This is a genomic window from Geobacillus genomosp. 3, from assembly GCF_000445995.2.
Lineage (GTDB): Bacteria > Bacillota > Bacilli > Bacillales > Anoxybacillaceae > Geobacillus.
In genome coordinates this window covers 78,528-96,304 of sequence record NC_022080.4, presented here as the reverse complement: position 1 = coordinate 96,304, position 17,777 = coordinate 78,528, and the positions used below count along the sequence as shown (strand labels likewise).

Genomic DNA, 17,777 nt, shown 5'->3' with positions numbered 1-17,777 from the left:
GGCTACATATCCCCCTCTCCGCGTTGGCGAAGTTCATCCTCTAAAGAGCGGATTTGATCGCGCACTTCAGCCGCCCGCTCAAATTCCTCACGGGCAACCAACTCTTGGAGCTTTTGCTTCAGCACAGCAAGCTGCTTGCGCAAATGGAGAACGCCGCCTTTCCGTTTCGGAATTTTTCCTGAATGGGCGGTATTTCCGCTATGAAGCCGTTTCAAAATCGGCGGCAAGTAGCGAGCAAACGTACGGTAACAGTCAGCACAGCCAAACCGCCCGATTTGCGTAAACTGGTGATACGTCATGTTGCACGTCTCACATTGAAGCAAGTCCGGGTTCGGAAACGCATTGGCCGTCATTTCTTTCATGGGGGCTTGGAAGTTGAGCAGCCCTGCTAACAAATTGTTGAGTGGAAAGTCATCATGACCGTAGAGCATAAACATATGGCCATGCTCTTTAGCGCATTGCTCACAAAGATGGAATTCCGCTTTTTCGCCGTTGACAATTTTCGTAAAATGCATCGTTGCCGGTCGCTGCTTGCATTCTTGGCAAATCAACGCCTCCCCCTCCCTTACTTGTATTTTAACGACGTCAACATCGCCTTTAACATACGAGCCCGCAGTTCGTCCCGCTCGGGCAAGCCAATGTATAAAACGGAGCGATCCATCACGCTTAACATTATTTTCGCTTCCCGCTCCGAAATCACCTTTTCTTCCACAAGACGTTTTACCACATCTTCGGCATTCGACTGGCTAATGCGGTGGCTAATAAGTCCAAGTAGCTGGTCAATGAGCTGAGACTCGCTTTTTGTCTTCACCTTCATAATGCGGATATAGCCTCCGCCACCGCGCTTGCTTTCGACGATATACCCTCTCTCGAGTGTGAACCTCGTATTAATGACATAGTTAATTTGGGATGGAACGCATTGGAATTTATTAGCAATCTCACTTCGTTTAATTTCGACGATATCTTGGTCGCTCATATTGAGTACTTGCTTTAAATATTGCTCAATAATGTCGGAAATGTTTGGCACTCTACCTCCCACCTTCCTCACAACCAAGCTGTTTAGCAATGAAACCAGCTGCCATCTAATAAACGGACGATCCGTAGCAAAAATCTGGGATCATCGCCTTCTTGTTGACTTTGACTATATTTGACCTTACCTTTACTATATAATGTATTATGAAAAATTGCAAGAGTTACCGGAGAAATCAAACTAACTATAGAATATCCGTTTTTTCAGCTGACGAAACATCAGGTGGCTGATAAATGAAAAAGCACGCCTTTTTTCTAAAAAAGACGTGCTTTTTTCTTGCCTAGCAGCGACCTACTCTCGCAGGGGCGCTGGCCCCAACTACCATCGGCGCTGGAGGGCTTAACTTCCGTGTTCGGGATGGGAACGGGTGTTTCCCCTCCGCTATCACCACTAGGCCATATGAGGTTGTCAGGAATTCGTTCCCTGAAAACTAGATAACCGTTGTCGGAAGAAGCGGCGCTTGCGCTTTTCACTGTCTAGTTCCGGCCGCCATCGGCTCGCGACGCTTCGGTCCTGCTGCGGCGGCGACAGCCTCCTCGCAGGCCCTCCAGCGCGTTTCGCCGATAAGCGGGCGGCCTCCACTTTTCCTGCTGTCTAGCTTCGGCTCGCCGCCGCTCGGGGTCAAATAACCTTCGCCTTCGGGATCGCAAATCCCTGCAGGCGAAGAACATTTGCCCATCGCGGCGACCCGCTCGCCTGCGCTTTTCTAATTAGGTTAAGCCCTCGATCGATTAGTATCCGTCAGCTCCACGTGTCGCCACGCTTCCACCTCGGACCTATCGACCTCGTCATCTTCGAGGGATCTTACTCGCTTTACGCGATGGGAAATCTCATCTTGAGGGGGGCTTCACGCTTAGATGCTTTCAGCGCTTATCCCGTCCGCACATAGCTACCCAGCGGTGCCCCTGGCGGGACAACTGGTACACCAGCGGTGCGTCCATCCCGGTCCTCTCGTACTAAGGACAGCTCCTCGCAAATTTCCTGCGCCCACGACGGATAGGGACCGAACTGTCTCACGACGTTCTGAACCCAGCTCGCGTACCGCTTTAATGGGCGAACAGCCCAACCCTTGGGACCGACTACAGCCCCAGGATGCGATGAGCCGACATCGAGGTGCCAAACCTCCCCGTCGATGTGGACTCTTGGGGGAGATCAGCCTGTTATCCCCGGGGTAGCTTTTATCCGTTGAGCGATGGCCCTTCCATGCGGAACCACCGGATCACTAAGCCCGACTTTCGTCCCTGCTCGACCTGTCCGTCTCGCAGTCAAGCTCCCTTGTGCCTTTGCACTCTCCGAATGATTTCCAACCATTCTGAGGGAACCTTTGGGCGCCTCCGTTACCTTTTGGGAGGCGACCGCCCCAGTCAAACTGCCCACCTGACACTGTCTCCCACCCCGATAAGGGGTGCGGGTTAGAATTTCAATACCGCCAGGGTGGTATCCCACCGCCGCCTCCACCGAAGCTGGCGCTCCGGCTTCTCTGGCTCCCACCTATCCTGTACAAGCGATACCAAAATTCCATATCAGGCTGCAGTAAAGCTCCACGGGGTCTTTCCGTCCTGTCGCGGGTAACCTGCATCTTCACAGGTAATATAATTTCACCGGGTCTCTCGTTGAGACAGTGCCCAAGTCGTTACACCTTTCGTGCGGGTCGGAACTTACCCGACAAGGAATTTCGCTACCTTAGGACCGTTATAGTTACGGCCGCCGTTTACTGGGGCTTCGGTTCGCACCTTCGCTTGCGCTAAGCGCTCCCCTTAACCTTCCAGCACCGGGCAGGTGTCAGCCCCTATACGTCGCCTTTCGGCTTCGCAGAGACCTGTGTTTTTGATAAACAGTCGCTTGGGCCTTTTCACTGCGGCTCGTTCGGGCTCTTCACCCAAACGAGCACCCCTTCTCCCGAAGTTACGGGGTCATTTTGCCGAGTTCCTTAACGAGAGTTCTCCCGCGCGCCTTAGGATTCTCTCCTCGCCTACCTGTGTCGGTTTGCGGTACGGGCACCTCTTCCCTCGCTAGAGGCTTTTCTTGGCAGTGTGAAATCGGGGACTTCCGGATGACTCCGTCGCCGTCACCGCTTGGCCTTTTTGATCCGCGGATTTGCCTACGGATCAGCCTTGCGGCTTGGACAGGCTCTTCCAACCGCCTGCTCGCCCTATCCTCCTGCGTCCCCCCATCGCTCAAACGGGAAGGAGGTGGTACAGGAATCTCCACCTGTTGTCCATCACCTACGCCTTTCGGCCTCGGCTTAGGTCCCGACTAACCCTGAGCGGACGAACCTTCCTCAGGAACCCTTAGGCTTTCGGCGCAGAGGATTCTCACCTCTGTTTTCGCTACTCATACCGGCATTCTCACTTCTAAGCGCTCCACCAGTCCTTCCGGTCTGGCTTCTGTGCCCTTAGAACGCTCCCCTACCGATGACCAACGGTCATCCCGCAGCTTCGGCGGCACGTTTAGCCCCGGTACATTTTCGGCGCAGAGTCACTCGACCAGTGAGCTATTACGCACTCTTTAAATGGTGGCTGCTTCTAAGCCAACATCCTGGTTGTCTGGGCAACTCCACATCCTTTTCCACTGAACGTGCACTTCGGGGCCTTAGCTGGCGATCTGGGCTGTTTCCCTCTTGACCACGGATCTTATCACTCGCAGTCTGACTCCCAAGGATAAGTCATTGGCATTCGGAGTTTGACTGGGTTCGGTAACCCGATGAGGGCCCCTAGCCCAATCAGTGCTCTACCTCCAAGACTCTCACCTTGAGGCTAGCCCTAAAGCTATTTCGGGGAGAACCAGCTATCTCCAAGTTCGATTGGCATTTCACCCCTACCCACACCTCATCCCCGCACTTTTCAACGTGCGTGGGTTCGGGCCTCCAGCCGGTGTTACCCGGCCTTCACCCTGGACATGGGTAGATCACCTGGTTTCGGGTCGACGACGACGTACTCATACGCCCTGTTCAGACTCGCTTTCGCTGCGGCTCCGCCTGTTCGGCTTAACCTCGCACGCCATCGTCACTCGCCGGTTCATTCTACAAAAGGCACGCCATCACCCTTTAACGGGCTCTGACTACTTGTAGGCACACGGTTTCAGGTTCTCTTTCACTCCCCTTCCGGGGTGCTTTTCACCTTTCCCTCACGGTACTGGTGCACTATCGGTCACTAGGGAGTATTTAGCCTTGGGAGATGGTCCTCCCTGCTTCCGACGGGATTTCCCGTGTCCCGCCGTACTCAGGAGCCGCCCGGGAGGGAACGAAGTTTCGACTACAGGGCTGTCACCTTCTCTGGCCGGCCGTTCCAGACCGGTTCGTCTACCCCGTTCCTTTCTCACTCCCATCTGGGCGGTCCTACAACCCCAAGAGGCATGCCTCTTGGTTTGGGCTGTTCCCGTTTCGCTCGCCGCTACTCAGGGAATCGCGTTTGCTTTCTTCTCCTCCGGGTACTAAGATGTTTCAGTTCCCCGGGTGTGCCCTCCATGCCCTATGGATTCAGGCATGGATCCTGCCCCATTACGGGCAGGGGGTTCCCCCATTCGGACATCTCCGGATCGACGCTTGCTTACAGCTCCCCGGAGCGTTTCGGCGTTTGCCCCGTCCTTCATCGGCTCCTAGTGCCAAGGCATCCACCGTGCGCCCTTTCTAGCTTAACCTACAGCGCATCTCGGCTTCTTCCTACACTGTCTAGCGTCGGCGCCTGGCTCTCTTCTGCCAAATAACCTTCCCCCTCGGGGTGCAAGCACCCCTACGGGTGAAGAACATTTGGCTTCAAGAGCCGATCTCGGCGCCTCCGCTTTTCCGGTTATCTAGTTTTCAAAGAACGATGGGAAGGAATTTTTCATTCCTTCAAAACTGAACGAAGCGACTGCTTTGAGTCTGCTTCCTTGCAGCTTTGCGCCGAGGAATCCATCTTCCTTGAATCTGCTGAAAGACGCAAAGCGGCTTCTTTGAACAATCCTCCTTGCGGCTTTGTGCCGAGGAATCTTGCTTCCCTGAACCTGCTAGCAGACGCAGGCACAGGCGCTTTTGAAGGAACCTCTCATTCCCTCAAAACTGAACGAAACAGAAGCGCAATTTGCGTTGAATCACGACTGGTGTCTAGCTCCAGCGCCTGGCTCTCTTCTGCCAAATAACCTTCCCCCTCGGGGTGCAAGCACCCCTGTGGGTGAAGAACATTTGGCTTCGAGAGCCGATCGCGGCGCTTCCGCTTTTCTTCATCCTTAGAAAGGAGGTGATCCAGCCGCACCTTCCGGTACGGCTACCTTGTTACGACTTCACCCCAATCACTTGCCCCACCTTCGGCGGCTGGCTCCCTTGCGGGTTACCTCACCGACTTCGGGTGTTGCAAGCTCTCGTGGTGTGACGGGCGGTGTGTACAAGGCCCGGGAACGTATTCACCGCGGCATGCTGATCCGCGATTACTAGCGATTCCGGCTTCATGCAGGCGAGTTGCAGCCTGCAATCCGAACTGAGAGCGGCTTTTTGGGATTCGCTCCCCCTCGCGGGTTCGCAGCCCTTTGTACCGCCCATTGTAGCACGTGTGTAGCCCAGGTCATAAGGGGCATGATGATTTGACGTCATCCCCACCTTCCTCCGACTTTTAGCCGGCAGTCCCTCTAGAGTGCCCACCTGAATGCTGGCAACTAGAGGCAAGGGTTGCGCTCGTTGCGGGACTTAACCCAACATCTCACGACACGAGCTGACGACAACCATGCACCACCTGTCACCCTGTCCCCCCCGAAGGGGGAACGCCCAATCTCTTGGGTTGTCAGGGGATGTCAAGACCTGGTAAGGTTCTTCGCGTTGCTTCGAATTAAACCACATGCTCCACCGCTTGTGCGGGCCCCCGTCAATTCCTTTGAGTTTCAGCCTTGCGGCCGTACTCCCCAGGCGGAGTGCTTATCGCGTTAGCTGCAGCACTAAAGGGTGTGACCCCTCTAACACTTAGCACTCATCGTTTACGGCGTGGACTACCAGGGTATCTAATCCTGTTTGCTCCCCACGCTTTCGCGCCTCAGCGTCAGTTACAGGCCAGAGAGCCGCCTTCGCCACTGGTGTTCCTCCACATCTCTACGCATTTCACCGCTACACGTGGAATTCCGCTCTCCTCTCCTGCACTCAAGTCCCCCAGTTTCCAATGACCCTCCACGGTTGAGCCGTGGGCTTTCACATCAGACTTAAAGGACCGCCTGCGCGCGCTTTACGCCCAATAATTCCGGACAACGCTCGCCCCCTACGTATTACCGCGGCTGCTGGCACGTAGTTAGCCGGGGCTTTCTCGTGAGGTACCGTCACCGCGCCGCCTTGTTCAAACGGCGCTCCTTCGTCCCTCACAACAGAGCTTTACGACCCGAAGGCCTTCTTCGCTCACGCGGCGTCGCTCCGTCAGACTTTCGTCCATTGCGGAAGATTCCCTACTGCTGCCTCCCGTAGGAGTCTGGGCCGTGTCTCAGTCCCAGTGTGGCCGGTCACCCTCTCAGGCCGGCTACGCATCGTCGCCTTGGTGAGCCGTTACCTCACCAACTAGCTAATGCGCCGCGGGCCCATCCGCAAGTGACAGCCAAAGGCCGCCTTTCAACCGAAGACCATGCGGTCTTCGGTGTTATCCGGTATTAGCTCCGGTTTCCCGGAGTTATCCCGGTCTTGCGGGCAGGTTGCCCACGTGTTACTCACCCGTCCGCCGCTGACCAAACCAGAGCAAGCTCCGATCCGGTCCGCTCGACTTGCATGTATTAGGCACGCCGCCAGCGTTCGTCCTGAGCCAGGATCAAACTCTCCAAAAGAAAGTTGATTGGCTTGTTCAGCTTCGGCTCATCACGAGCCTTCGCTTTTTGGATTGTCTAGCTTCGGCCCGCCGCCGCTCGGGGTCAAATAACCTCCGCCTTCGGGATGTAAACATCCCTGCAGGCGAAGAACATTTGCCCATCGCGATCGCCAGGACGGCGATATTTCGCCGTTACCCGCAGGACGCGGGTTGCTTTTAGGCGAAATATCGGGCCTCAGCTTTTCGTTTGCGCTTCGTTTCGTTCAGTTTTCAAGGAACGATGATGGAGCCTATCGGGATCGAACCGATGACCTCCTGCGTGCAAAGCAGGCGCTCTCCCAGCTGAGCTAAGGCCCCGTATTTCCGCTATCGGGAAGACAGGATTTGAACCTGCGACCCCATGGTCCCAAACCATGTGCTCTACCAAGCTGAGCTACTTCCCGTTAACGCGCTCGAGAGGATTCGAACCCCTAACCTTCTGATCCGTAGTCAGATGCTCTATCCAGTTGAGCTACGAGCGCAAGTGCCGAGGGCCGGACTCGAACCGGCACGGTAGTTACCTACCCCAGGATTTTAAGTCCTGTGCGTCTGCCAATTCCGCCACCCCGGCTAATGGGCAAATAAATGGAGCGGAAGACGGGACTCGAACCCGCGACCCCCACCTTGGCAAGGTGGTGTTCTACCACTGAACTACTTCCGCCCGGATCATTATGCGGGTGAAGGGACTCGAACCCCCACGCCCGTAAAGGGCACTAGACCCTGAATCTAGCGCGTCTGCCAATTCCGCCACACCCGCAAATATATAGTTAATGGTGAGCCATGGAGGACTCGAACCTCCGACCCTCTGATTAAAAGTCAGATGCTCTACCTACTGAGCTAATGGCTCATATTTTCAATAACACTCTAAGCATCGCTTTGCTCTACCTGCCCCTTCCTCTACAAGCTTATTCACGGAAGTCAAGTGCGTCGGGGCAACTCGAAGCCCATTCGACGATGCATCGCTCGTTGCTGAGCGAATGGCTCATGTTTTCAATAACACTCCAAGCATTGCTTTGCTCTACCTGCCCCTTCCTCTACAAGCTTATTCACGGAAGTCAAGTGCGTCGGGGCAACTCGAAGCCCATTCGACGATGCATCGCTCGTTGCTGAGCGAATGGCTCATGTTTTCAATAACACTCTAAGCATCGCTTTGCTCTACCTGCCCCTTCCTCTACAAGCTTATTCATGGAAGTCAAGTGCGTCGGGGCAACTCGAAGTCTATTCGACGATGCATCGCTCGTTACTGAGCGAATGGGTCATCGTGCTATATAGGTGGTGGAGGATGACGGGATCGAACCGCCGACCCCTTGCTTGTAAGGCAAGTGCTCTCCCAGCTGAGCTAATCCTCCACGATACTGCCTAGCGACGACCTACTCTCGCAGGGGCGTTGGCCCCAACTACCATCGGCGCTGGAGGGCTTAACTTCCGTGTTCGGGATGGGAACGGGTGTTTCCCCTCCGCTATCATCACTAGGCAGTCAATATAACAGACAAATAATATTATAATCGAATATGTTTGTTTGTCAATACTTTTTGAATATCATGATTGACGCATCCGCGTGCTATCATAATATAGCACACTAAAGGAGGTTTGTCAACTTATTTCGTTTTTTGTTTTATTATTAAAAACAACGTCTTACATTTTACATATTCTATGAGTAAAAGTCAATAGTTAAATGAAAATTAGTATCGATGTGCACCGTAAGAAAATGCTAGCGGTGTATGATGCAAATACGATTTGCCGAGACGGTAGTAATGGTCGACGATCTTCCGGTTTAAGTCTTTCCATTTGTCTGGGACAGGTGGCAATCGGTCGGCCTGTTCCTGTTGCCATACTGTCTCTCCTGGAGCGACGAACCGATTATCGGGGATTTTCACGCCGTTGGTTACGGTCGCCCCATGCATGATGACGCAATTTCTGCCGATTATGGCGTCATAAATATTGGCGTGTTGCCCAATGAATGTATTCCGCCCGACGAACAGGGGACCATGCACGGCTGCGTGGTGCAAGACGCTGTTTTCCCCTTCGAGATAAACACCCCATTTTCGGCCTTTCACGTTCACATGTTCGCGGCCGGGATGTACATGCATAAGCACATAGTCTTGGATATTCGTATAAGGACCGACATAATACGGATACCCCGAGTCTGCTCGCAACAAATTTTTAAAACCGATAAACACATCATCAGCGATCGTTATATCACCGATAATCATCGAATCGACGCCGATGACCGCTTTGGGACTAATTTTCGGGGCGCTGATCTGTGCGGCCTCGGCCACAGGAGGATTGCGATAGAGGATCGGATAGGAAAGCAACAGAACCGCTCCTTTCACCTTTATGTTTTTTACTTCCGAGTCCTCCGTTAATATATGCAGGTCAACTGTCCAATGATATTGATCTTCTTTCTAGAGGCTGATAAACAACCGACTTTTTTTCTCGAATCGATATCCCTTAACAAATTATCCCCTGCCGTTGTTCGCGGCAGGGGACGATCATTGTTATTTATGGCGCATTTGCGGGAAGAGAAGGACATCGCGAATGGACGGTGAATTGGTCAAAAGCATGACTAACCGGTCGACCCCGATCCCGAGTCCGCCCGTCGGCGGCATGCCGTATTCAAGCGCTTCGAGGAAATCCTCGTCCATTTCGTGCGCTTCGTCGTTTCCTTGTTCGCGCTCCTTCAGCTGCGCCTCAAACCGTTGACGCTGATCGATCGGGTCGTTTAGTTCCGTAAAGGCGTTCGCATGTTCGCGCCCGACGATAAACAGCTCAAACCGGTCGGTAAAGCGCGGGTCGTCTGGGTTTTTCTTGGCTAATGGCGAGATTTCGACCGGGTGGCCGTAAATGAACGTCGGCTGGATTAGTTTATCCTCTACTTTTTGTTCAAAAAACTCGTTGACGATATGGCCGAACGTCATGTGTGGGGCGACTTCAACGCCATGTTCTTTGGCCAACGCCCTCGCTTCCTCATCGGTCATTTGCTGCCAAAAATCGACGCCGACGTATTCTTTGATCGCATCCACCATGTGGAACCGCCGCCATTCAGGCGTTAAATCGACGATATGTTCACCATATTGGATTTTCGTTGTGCCAAGCACCTCTGTGGCAATGTGGGCGATCAAGTTTTCCGTTAATTGCATAATATCGCGGAAGTCGGCATACGCCTCATACAACTCGAGCATCGTAAACTCCGGGTTATGGCGGGTGGAGATGCCTTCATTCCGGAAAACACGTCCGATTTCATACACTTTTTCTAAACCGCCGACGATGAGCCGTTTCAAATGCAGCTCAATGGCGATTCGCATGTACAGCGTCATATCAAGTGCATTATGATGCGTAATGAACGGGCGGGCCGCCGCGCCGCCTGCTACGGCGTGCATCATCGGTGTTTCGACTTCCAAGTAGCCATGGCTGTCAAGATAACGGCGCATCGATTGAATAATGAGACTGCGGGTAATGAACGTCTGCTTGCTTTGCGGGTTCATAATTAAGTCAAGATAGCGCTGGCGGTAGCGCTGTTCGACGTCCTTTAAACCGTGGTATTTTTCCGGCAGCGGGCGCAGTGCTTTTGTTAAAAATTCATACGACGATACTTTGATAGAAAGCTCGCCAACTTTTGTTTTGAACATCGTGCCGCGCACGCCGACGATATCACCAAGGTCGGAGATTTTAAACAGCTCGTATTGCTGTTCGCCGACATCGTCTTGACGGACGTAAATTTGGATTTGCCCTGTCACGTCCTGAATGTGGGCAAACCCCGCTTTTCCTTTGCCGCGTTTCGTCATGATGCGGCCGGCGACGGCGACTTCGATTTGTTGCTCTTCGAGTTCCTCTTTTGACAAATCCCCGTACAGTTCAAACAGTTCTTCCGCTTTATGCGTGCGCTCGAACCGTTTGCCGAACGGGTCAACGCCTAGTTCTTCAATTTTGTTCAATTTTTCCCTGCGGACACGCAGTTGGTCGTTCAATTCTTCATGGCTCATGGTTCCTTCACTCCATTTGGCGATTTTTACGAAAAATACTGCCAGCACGAGCTGGCAGTCATCCGCTGTTTACATGTCACACCTTTGCTAGACGGCTTGAGCGTTCGCCGCTCGGCTTTCCGCTTCTTCTGCAACTTGAACCAACAGTGCCGCCAACTCATCCCGCGTCTCGCACTCGTTGATGGCATTGCGGATTTTCGCTGCCCCGCGCACGCCTTTTAAGTACCAAGCGGCGTGCTTGCGCATCTCTTTCACCGCGATGTACTCGCCTTTGAGGGCGATCAGGCGATCCAAGTGCAGCAAGCAGACATCGATTTTCTCCCTCGGGGTCGGTTCAGGAATGAGTTCTCCGGTTTCCAAATAGCGAACTGTGCGGTAAATCATCCACGGGTTGCCGAGCGCCGCCCGCCCGATCATGACGCCGTCAACCCCAGTTTCTTCGAGCATCCGCTTGGCGTCTTGCGGCGTTTTGACATCGCCGTTGCCGATGACTGGGATATTAACCGCTTCTTTCACTTGTTTAATAATGTTCCAATCCGCTTTTCCTTCGTACATTTGCACCCTTGTCCGTCCGTGGACGGCGACGGCTTTGCCACCGGCGCGCTCGACTGCTTGGGCGTTTTCAACGGCGTAAATATGCTGGTCGTCCCAACCGATCCGCATTTTGACCGTAACCGGTTTTTCGACAGCATCGACAATGGCGGCGACGACATCGTAAATTTTGTTCGGGTCAAGAAGCCATTTCGCCCCCGCGTCGCAGTTTGTAATTTTCGGGACTGGGCAGCCCATGTTAATGTCAATAATATCAGCGTTCGTATTTTTATCGACAAACTTCGCTGCCTCGACAAGCGTTTCCTTTTCACCGCCGAAAATTTGCAGGCTGAGCGGCTTTTCCCGTTCATCGATATATAACATATTTAACGTCTTTTCATTGTTATATACGATTCCTTTATCGCTCACCATCTCTGCGCATACAAGCCCGGCGCCGAATTCTTTGACAGTCAAACGAAACGCGGAGTTGCACACCCCCGCCATCGGGGCAAGTACGACGCGATTTTTAATCTCGACATCACCAATGCGAAACATCCAAAACGCCTCCTTTCTAGTTGTTTGATTCCATTTTCGGCGGCGTCAGTTCTTCCACCGATATATTCAACCGTTCGGCGATTTGCCCGACGAGCGAATCGGACGGCATCCGATTCCCCCGTTCAATCTCTCCGAGAATCGATACAGAAATGCCTAACTCCTTGGCAAATCTTTCTTGTGTATATCCTTTCAGCTTTCGAAAAGCGCGAATACGTCTTCCCCATCTTTCTGCTTCCATACACGAACTCCTTCTTTGTCGGGTAGTCGGTCAATGATGTCCGTTAACGGCTCGGAAATGTTCGGTATTGCTAAATGGGAATTGATTTCAAGCAACGGAATGAGAACAAACGCCCGCTCTGTCATGCGTGGATGCGGAATGACAAGTTGCTCTGTTTCAATATTTTCGTGATTATATAGCAAAATGTCAAGGTCTAACGTGCGCGGTCCCCATTTTATTTCCCTTTTCCTTCCAAATCGTTGTTCAATTTGTTGTGTTACGTCAAACAAGGCAAACGATGACAACGTCGTCGTCACTTCGATAACCATGTTTAAAAACTTGTCTTGATGGACGTAGCCGACTGGATCCGTTTCATAGATGGACGAGCTTGATTTTACAGAAATTCCCTCGTAGCGATGGAGGACTTCAATGGCCGAACGCAAATAATAAGCACGATCACCTAAGTTGGAACCTAACGCGATATACGCAATATTCTCCATTTAACGATCCCTACCGATTTCAACGGCAACATGCCCGTAGTGTCCGCGGATTGGTGGATTCGGTTTCGTCACCCTCACGGTACAGCGCTGCACGGCGGGGAAAGCGGCGAGCAGCTCGTCCGCAATCACTTCAGCCACCGCCTCAAGCAACGCAAACGTCCGCTCTTCTACGATCGCCCGACAACGCTCGTACACATCCGCGTAATTAACAGTATGTTCAAGGCTGTCGCTCCGCCCAGCTGGCCGCAAATCCAGCTCTAACGTCACGTCCACCACGAACCGTTGGCCGAGCACATTTTCTTCCGGAATCGCTCCATGATATCCGTAAAATTCCATCTGATGAATATAAATTTTATCGATGGCCGCTCTCCCCTTTCCCGAGCATCGCATCCATCATCTTCGCCATGCGGGCGATCGGCAATACGTCATGGACGCGGACGATATGCGCTCCTTTGGCAATGCCAAGGCAAACCGTCGCCCCCGTTCCTTCGACCCGCTCCTCAACCGGTACATCAAGTACGTGGCCAATAAACCGTTTGCGCGATGTGCCGAGCAAGAGCGGGTAGCCAAGGGCGGCAAACTCATCGAGGCGGCGCATCACTTCCAAATTGTGTTCGAGCGTTTTCGCAAATCCGACACCTGGATCTAAAATAATGTTTTCCTCTTTTACACCTGCTTGTTTGACAATACGAATACTTTCTTCCAAGTCGGCAATCATATCGGAAATGAGGTCGCGATATGCCATATCGTGGCGATTGTGCATTAAAATAATCGGCACCTCGTACGAAGCGGCGACACGGGCCATATCGGGGTCGGCTTTCGCTCCCCAAACGTCGTTGATGATGTGCGCCCCGGCTTCAATGGCTTGCCGTGCCACCTCGGCTTTATACGTGTCGACGGAAATCGGCACATTCACCTCATTGGCAATCGCTTTGACCGCCGGGATGACGCGCCGCAATTCTTCGTCAAGCGGCACTTGTTCCGCTCCTGGGCGAGTCGACTCGCCGCCGACGTCGATGATGTCCGCTCCCTCTGCCACGAGCCGTTTCGCATGCTCGACAGCTCGCTCCACCTCGTAAAACCGACCACCGTCGGAAAAGGAATCAGGCGTGACGTTAACAATCCCCATGATCAATGTTTTTTTGTCTAAATCAAACTCATACCCACGACATTTGAGCACACGTGAACGCGTCAATGTTATCATCATCGGTTCATCCTTTCTGCCAATTCGTTCCTTGTCCATAACGTATCGGTAAAGTAGCGGTAATGGTGTTGTAGCACACAGGTCACTGGGCCGTTTTTTCCAAGGTAAACACGATGGCCGATACGGTGAAGCGGCACAACTTCCTGCAGCGAATTCGTGATAAAGACCTCATCGGCTTCTTGCAAATGGGACAGGGGATACACTCCTTCTTCGACCGGAATATGAAGCTGTTCGAGCAGCGCGATGACGAACTGCCTTGTAATGCCGTTTAATATGCCGACAGACAGCGCTGGAGTGTAGACGACACCGTCTTTTACCCAAAAAATATTGGAAACGATGCCTTCCGCCACTGCCCCTTCATGGTTTAAAAAGATGCCTTCCGCATGGGGGCGATTTCCAAGCTCCCACTTTCCAATTATATTGTTTAAATAATGGTGCGATTTTAACCGTTCGTCTCCCTCAGGGCTGTTCCGCCTTGTTGTTAAAACGATCCCTTCTTTCCCTTCTCGGGGGGCAGACGGCGGCAGCGGCTTCATATAGACGATAACGGTCGGGCGTAAGTACCGTTCCACCGACAAGCCGAGACCTCCAATGCCGGCGGATACATTGAAACGGACGTAGGCGTCATGCAGCCCATTTGCCCTGAGCAGCCGCTCAATGATGTCGACTGCCTCCGCGCGGCCGAACTGTCTGTCGATGCGGAGCCCGGACAACCCGCAGTTTAGCCGCTCTAAATGATCATCAAGCAAAAACGGATGGCCTCCATACGTGCGGAACGTCTCAAACAAGCCGATCCCGTACAAAAAACCGTGGTCAAACGCCGAAAGCCGCGCCTCTTCGTGCGGGACAATCTCCCCATTGACATATACGTACATGCCCGTCACGCCTTTTTGTACGTATCGATAAAGTTTTTCAGCAGCTGCATTCCATGGCTTGTCATAATCGACTCCGGATGAAACTGTACCCCTTCGATCGGCAATGTTTTATGACGGATGGCCATCACTTCGCCTTCATCCGTCCAAGCAGAAACAACAAAACAATCTGGAAGGGTCTCTTTTTCAACGATGAGAGAATGGTAGCGCGTCGCCGTAAACGGGATCGGCACGCCGCGGAAAATCGTTTCCCCGTCATGGTAAACGGATGACGTTTTCCCGTGCATCAGCCTTGGGGCACGGATGACGCGGCCGCCAAACGCCTGGGCGATGGCCTGATGGCCGAGGCAGACACCCAAAATCGGGATTTTGCCAGCAAAGTGGGCGATGGCTTCCAGGCTGACGCCCGCTTCATTCGGCGTGCACGGGCCCGGGGAAATCATAATAAAATCTGGATGAAGCCGCTCAATCTCGGCGACGGTAATTTCATCATTGCGCTTGACAAACAGCTCCTCACCTAGAACTCCTAAATATTGTACTAAATTGTACGTAAAGGAATCATAATTATCAATCATGACGATCATTATTCTCACCTCGTGCTCGAAAATAATGTCTCCGCTTCGCTCAGCTCTTTTGCTCTCCAAAGGGCCGCCGCTTTTTTTAAACACTCGTTGTATTCATGCTCCGGGTTGGAATCAATGACAATACCTGCGCCTGCTTGTACGTGCGCTAGACCGTCTTTGGCGACCATCGTCCGGATGGCGATGTTCAGCTCCATGTTGCCTTGAAAGTCGATCCAGCCGATCGAGCCAGTATACAAGCCGCGGCGGACCGGTTCCAGTTCTTCGATGATTTCCATCGTCCGCACTTTCGGAGCGCCGGTGATCGTCCCGCCTGGAAACATGGCGCGAATGACGGCAAACGCATCGTGTTCTGGCGCCATTGTTCCGGAAACGTGCGACACAATATGCATAACGTGCGAATACCGTTCGACCGTCATCCATTCGTCGACACGGACCGTGCCATACGCACAGACACGCCCGAGGTCATTTCGCTCAAGGTCAACGAGCATGGCGTGCTCGGCCCGCTCTTTTTCGCTGGCCAGCAGTTTGCGGGCGATTTGCCCGTCTTCCGCTTCCGTGCGTCCGCGCGAGCGGGTGCCGGCTATCGGGCGTGTTTCCAGCCGTTCTCCCTGCTTGCGCACAAGCAACTCCGGCGAGCCGCTGACAGCTTGAAATTCCGGGGCGTGCAAATAAGCCATATACGGCGACGGGTTAATGGTGCGCAGCTTCTTATATACGGAAAATGGATGAGCCCGAAGCGGCTGCGACTGGCGCACCGATAAATTAACTTGGAATACATCGCCTTGGGCGATGTAGTGTTGGACGCGCCGAACAGCTTCTATAAACCGCTCTTTTGTCATCGAAACAGACGAGGCATCGGCCGGGGCTACAAGTGGCCAAACGGGCAATTCATTCCGCTCCTCGAGCCACATCCGCTCATATGCCTCAAGCCGCCGGACCGCTTCGGTCTCTTCCTCTTCTCGGGCATGGGCAAGCAAGTGAAGCTGCTGTTTTTCGTGGTCGTAAATCGCCACATCGTCAAACAGCAAAAAATGCATAATAGGCAACTGTAAATCGTCAACAGCCAGCGCCGGAAGCCGTTCAATACAGCGGGCAGCATCATAGCTGATATAACCGATCAGCCCGCCTTGGCACGGCAATGGCTCGCCGTCATCCGGAACAATAAAGCGCGAGAACCATTGTTGCAGCAGTTCGAGCGGCTGCCCGTTAAGCACCGTTTTTTTTCCTCTGTAAACGATGGACAACTGCCGCTCAGTCGCACGGGCGATCCCGCTTGGGATGAGGCCGATGATGCTGTACCTTCCCCCCTGTCCGCTCTCAAGCAGCACGTGATGCGGCCGGCTGTATGCCAGTTGCTCGTACCGGCAAAACCAGTCCCGCCCACTATAACGGATTGTCCGCTTTAGTTGCCTTCGCCGTTGTCCCACCTTGATCAGCCCCTTTACGACGTGCATGGTTATTCTTATTGTACAATGAGTGGGCGCTCATATCACGCATAAAAAAAGTTCGACAGGGTTGCCCCTGTCGAAAAACGTTGCTTAGTCTTCGAATTGGTAAAGCGCCGTGCTCAAATAACGTTCCCCGTTGCTCGGGATGATGGCCAGCACTTTTTTCCCTTTGCCGAGTTCTTTCGCCACTTTTAACGCCGCATGAATGGCGGCACCGGACGAAATGCCGCCGAGAATGCCTTCCTCACGGGCTGCACGGCGGGCTGCCGCAAACGCTTCTTCCGTTGTTACCGTAATGACGCCGTCATAAATGTCTGTATCTAAAATATCCGGAACAAATCCAGCGCCGATTCCTTGGATTTTATGAGGGCCTGGTTTGCCGCCTGACAAGACCGGTGAATCGGCCGGCTCCACAGCGTAAATTTTGATATTCGGATACGCTTCGCGCAACACTTTGCCGGCACCCGTAATCGTTCCGCCCGTGCCGATGCCGGCCACAAACGCGTCAAGTTGGTCCCCCATTTGCTCGACGATTTCTTTCCCCGTCGTCAAACGGTGGATTTCCGGATTTGCCTCGTTTTTAAACTGTTGCGGCATAAAGTAGCCATGCTCGCGAACGAGCTCTTCCGCCTTTTCGATTGCCCCGCGCATCCCTTGAGCACCCGGCGTCAGTACCAACTCTGCTCCGTATGCCCGCAGCAAGTTGCGGCGCTCTAAGCTCATCGTATCCGGCATGACCAATACCGCTTTATATCCTTTCGCCGCTGCGACCATTGCCAACCCGATTCCCGTGTTGCCGCTTGTCGGTTCGACGATCGTGTCGCCCGGTTTTAGTTTCCCTTCTTTTTCCGCTGCTTCAATCATTGCCAACGCAATCCGGTCTTTGACGCTGCTCCCTGGGTTCATGAACTCCAATTTCACATAGACATCGGCGCTGTCTTCATCGACGATGCGGTTTAATTTGACGGCTGGTGTATCGCCGATCAGCTCTGTTACAGAATTGACTGTGCGTGCCATGGTTCCACCCCTAATCCCGATTAATTTTATCGAATTTATCTACAATG

At 53.1% G+C, this 17,777-nt stretch carries 13 protein-coding genes, 8 tRNA genes and 4 rRNA genes; all 25 read right to left on the bottom strand.

Annotated features, from left to right (window positions below):
• Positions 1 to 2 precede the first annotated feature (2 nt).
• Positions 3 to 551: a UvrB/UvrC motif-containing protein gene (locus M493_RS00510; protein ID WP_020958332.1), complete on the bottom strand. Its 549-nt coding sequence runs from the start codon at positions 549 to 551 to the stop codon at positions 3 to 5.
• A gap of 14 nt (positions 552 to 565) precedes the next feature.
• On the bottom strand, positions 566 to 1,027 hold the full coding sequence (ctsR, locus tag M493_RS00505) for a transcriptional regulator CtsR (protein WP_020958331.1): 462 nt from the start codon (positions 1,025 to 1,027) through the stop codon (positions 566 to 568).
• Positions 1,028 to 1,308: 281 nt separating this feature from the next.
• Positions 1,309 to 1,425 (bottom strand): 5S ribosomal RNA (rrf, locus tag M493_RS00500).
• 316 nt (positions 1,426 to 1,741) lie between these two features.
• A 23S ribosomal RNA gene (locus M493_RS00490) occupies positions 1,742 to 4,669 on the bottom strand.
• A 571-nt stretch (positions 4,670 to 5,240) separates the two neighbouring features.
• Positions 5,241 to 6,799, bottom strand: a 16S ribosomal RNA gene (locus M493_RS00485).
• 265 nt (positions 6,800 to 7,064) lie between these two features.
• Positions 7,065 to 7,137, bottom strand: a tRNA-Ala gene (locus tag M493_RS00475).
• 12 nt (positions 7,138 to 7,149) lie between these two features.
• Positions 7,150 to 7,223 (bottom strand) — tRNA-Pro (locus M493_RS00470).
• A 4-nt stretch (positions 7,224 to 7,227) separates the two neighbouring features.
• Positions 7,228 to 7,301: transfer RNA gene (locus tag M493_RS00465), tRNA-Arg, on the bottom strand.
• Positions 7,302 to 7,304: 3 nt separating this feature from the next.
• A tRNA-Leu gene (locus tag M493_RS00460) sits at positions 7,305 to 7,390 on the bottom strand.
• A gap of 15 nt (positions 7,391 to 7,405) precedes the next feature.
• Positions 7,406 to 7,480 (bottom strand) — tRNA-Gly (locus M493_RS00455).
• Between the two features lie 11 nt (positions 7,481 to 7,491).
• Positions 7,492 to 7,576, bottom strand: a tRNA-Leu gene (locus tag M493_RS00450).
• Between the two features lie 14 nt (positions 7,577 to 7,590).
• Positions 7,591 to 7,666 (bottom strand) — tRNA-Lys (locus tag M493_RS00445).
• Positions 7,667 to 8,092: 426 nt separating this feature from the next.
• Positions 8,093 to 8,168: transfer RNA gene (locus M493_RS00440), tRNA-Val, on the bottom strand.
• A gap of 8 nt (positions 8,169 to 8,176) precedes the next feature.
• Positions 8,177 to 8,293, bottom strand: a 5S ribosomal RNA gene (gene rrf, locus M493_RS00435).
• Together the 16S, 23S and 5S rRNA genes with 8 tRNA genes alongside form the textbook arrangement of a ribosomal RNA operon.
• A gap of 208 nt (positions 8,294 to 8,501) precedes the next feature.
• Positions 8,502 to 9,134, bottom strand: coding sequence for a hypothetical protein (locus M493_RS00430; protein ID WP_020958329.1), 633 nt, complete (start codon positions 9,132 to 9,134; stop codon positions 8,502 to 8,504).
• Between the two features lie 183 nt (positions 9,135 to 9,317).
• Complete coding sequence (gene lysS / locus M493_RS00425; RefSeq protein ID WP_020958328.1) at positions 9,318 to 10,802, bottom strand: lysine--tRNA ligase; 1,485 nt, start codon at positions 10,800 to 10,802, stop codon at positions 9,318 to 9,320.
• A gap of 87 nt (positions 10,803 to 10,889) precedes the next feature.
• Positions 10,890 to 11,888, bottom strand: a complete 999-nt coding sequence (dusB, locus tag M493_RS00420) for a tRNA dihydrouridine synthase DusB (RefSeq protein ID WP_020958327.1) — start codon at positions 11,886 to 11,888, stop codon at positions 10,890 to 10,892.
• Between the two features lie 16 nt (positions 11,889 to 11,904).
• Positions 11,905 to 12,126, bottom strand: a complete 222-nt coding sequence (locus M493_RS00415; protein ID WP_023817411.1) for a helix-turn-helix domain-containing protein — start codon at positions 12,124 to 12,126, stop codon at positions 11,905 to 11,907.
• On the bottom strand, positions 12,078 to 12,605 hold the full coding sequence (folK, locus tag M493_RS00410; protein WP_020958325.1) for a 2-amino-4-hydroxy-6-hydroxymethyldihydropteridine diphosphokinase: 528 nt from the start codon (positions 12,603 to 12,605) through the stop codon (positions 12,078 to 12,080). Before folK ends, M493_RS00415 begins: the two co-directional genes overlap by 49 nt.
• On the bottom strand, positions 12,606 to 12,995 hold the full coding sequence (folB, locus tag M493_RS00405; protein WP_041267717.1) for a dihydroneopterin aldolase: 390 nt from the start codon (positions 12,993 to 12,995) through the stop codon (positions 12,606 to 12,608). It abuts the gene before it with no gap.
• Entirely contained in the window at positions 12,958 to 13,812 is an 855-nt protein-coding gene (gene folP / locus M493_RS00400; protein WP_041267716.1) for a dihydropteroate synthase, read from the bottom strand. The genes folB and folP overlap by 38 nt, the downstream gene beginning before the upstream one ends.
• Entirely contained in the window at positions 13,809 to 14,684 is an 876-nt protein-coding gene (pabC, locus tag M493_RS00395; protein ID WP_020958322.1) for an aminodeoxychorismate lyase, read from the bottom strand. The genes folP and pabC overlap by 4 nt, the downstream gene beginning before the upstream one ends.
• A gap of 5 nt (positions 14,685 to 14,689) precedes the next feature.
• Entirely contained in the window at positions 14,690 to 15,265 is a 576-nt protein-coding gene (pabA, locus tag M493_RS00390; RefSeq protein ID WP_020958321.1) for an aminodeoxychorismate/anthranilate synthase component II, read from the bottom strand.
• Between the two features lie 5 nt (positions 15,266 to 15,270).
• Complete coding sequence (gene pabB / locus M493_RS00385) at positions 15,271 to 16,692, bottom strand: aminodeoxychorismate synthase component I (RefSeq protein ID WP_020958320.1); 1,422 nt, start codon at positions 16,690 to 16,692, stop codon at positions 15,271 to 15,273.
• A 111-nt stretch (positions 16,693 to 16,803) separates the two neighbouring features.
• A complete protein-coding gene (gene cysK / locus M493_RS00380) occupies positions 16,804 to 17,730 on the bottom strand; it encodes a cysteine synthase A (RefSeq protein WP_020958319.1) in 927 nt (308 codons plus the stop codon).
• Positions 17,731 to 17,777: the final 47 nt, after the last annotated feature.

Bases quoted from the DNA above. Each gene is read 5' to 3' on its own strand.
- lysS (WP_020958328.1), bottom strand. From the start codon at position 10,802: ATGAGCCATGAAGAATTGAACGACCAACTGCGTGTCCGCAGGGAAAAA.
- dusB (WP_020958327.1), bottom strand. From the start codon at position 11,888: ATGTTTCGCATTGGTGATGTCGAGATTAAAAATCGCGTCGTACTTGCC.
- M493_RS00415 (WP_023817411.1), bottom strand. From the start codon at position 12,126: ATGGAAGCAGAAAGATGGGGAAGACGTATTCGCGCTTTTCGAAAGCTG.
- folK (WP_020958325.1), bottom strand. From the start codon at position 12,605: ATGGAGAATATTGCGTATATCGCGTTAGGTTCCAACTTAGGTGATCGT.
- folB (WP_041267717.1), bottom strand. From the start codon at position 12,995: ATGCGATGCTCGGGAAAGGGGAGAGCGGCCATCGATAAAATTTATATT.
- folP (WP_041267716.1), bottom strand. From the start codon at position 13,812: ATGATGATAACATTGACGCGTTCACGTGTGCTCAAATGTCGTGGGTAT.
- pabC (WP_020958322.1), bottom strand. From the start codon at position 14,684: ATGTACGTATATGTCAATGGGGAGATTGTCCCGCACGAAGAGGCGCGG.
- pabA (WP_020958321.1), bottom strand. From the start codon at position 15,265: ATGATCGTCATGATTGATAATTATGATTCCTTTACGTACAATTTAGTA.
- cysK (WP_020958319.1), bottom strand. From the start codon at position 17,730: ATGGCACGCACAGTCAATTCTGTAACAGAGCTGATCGGCGATACACCA.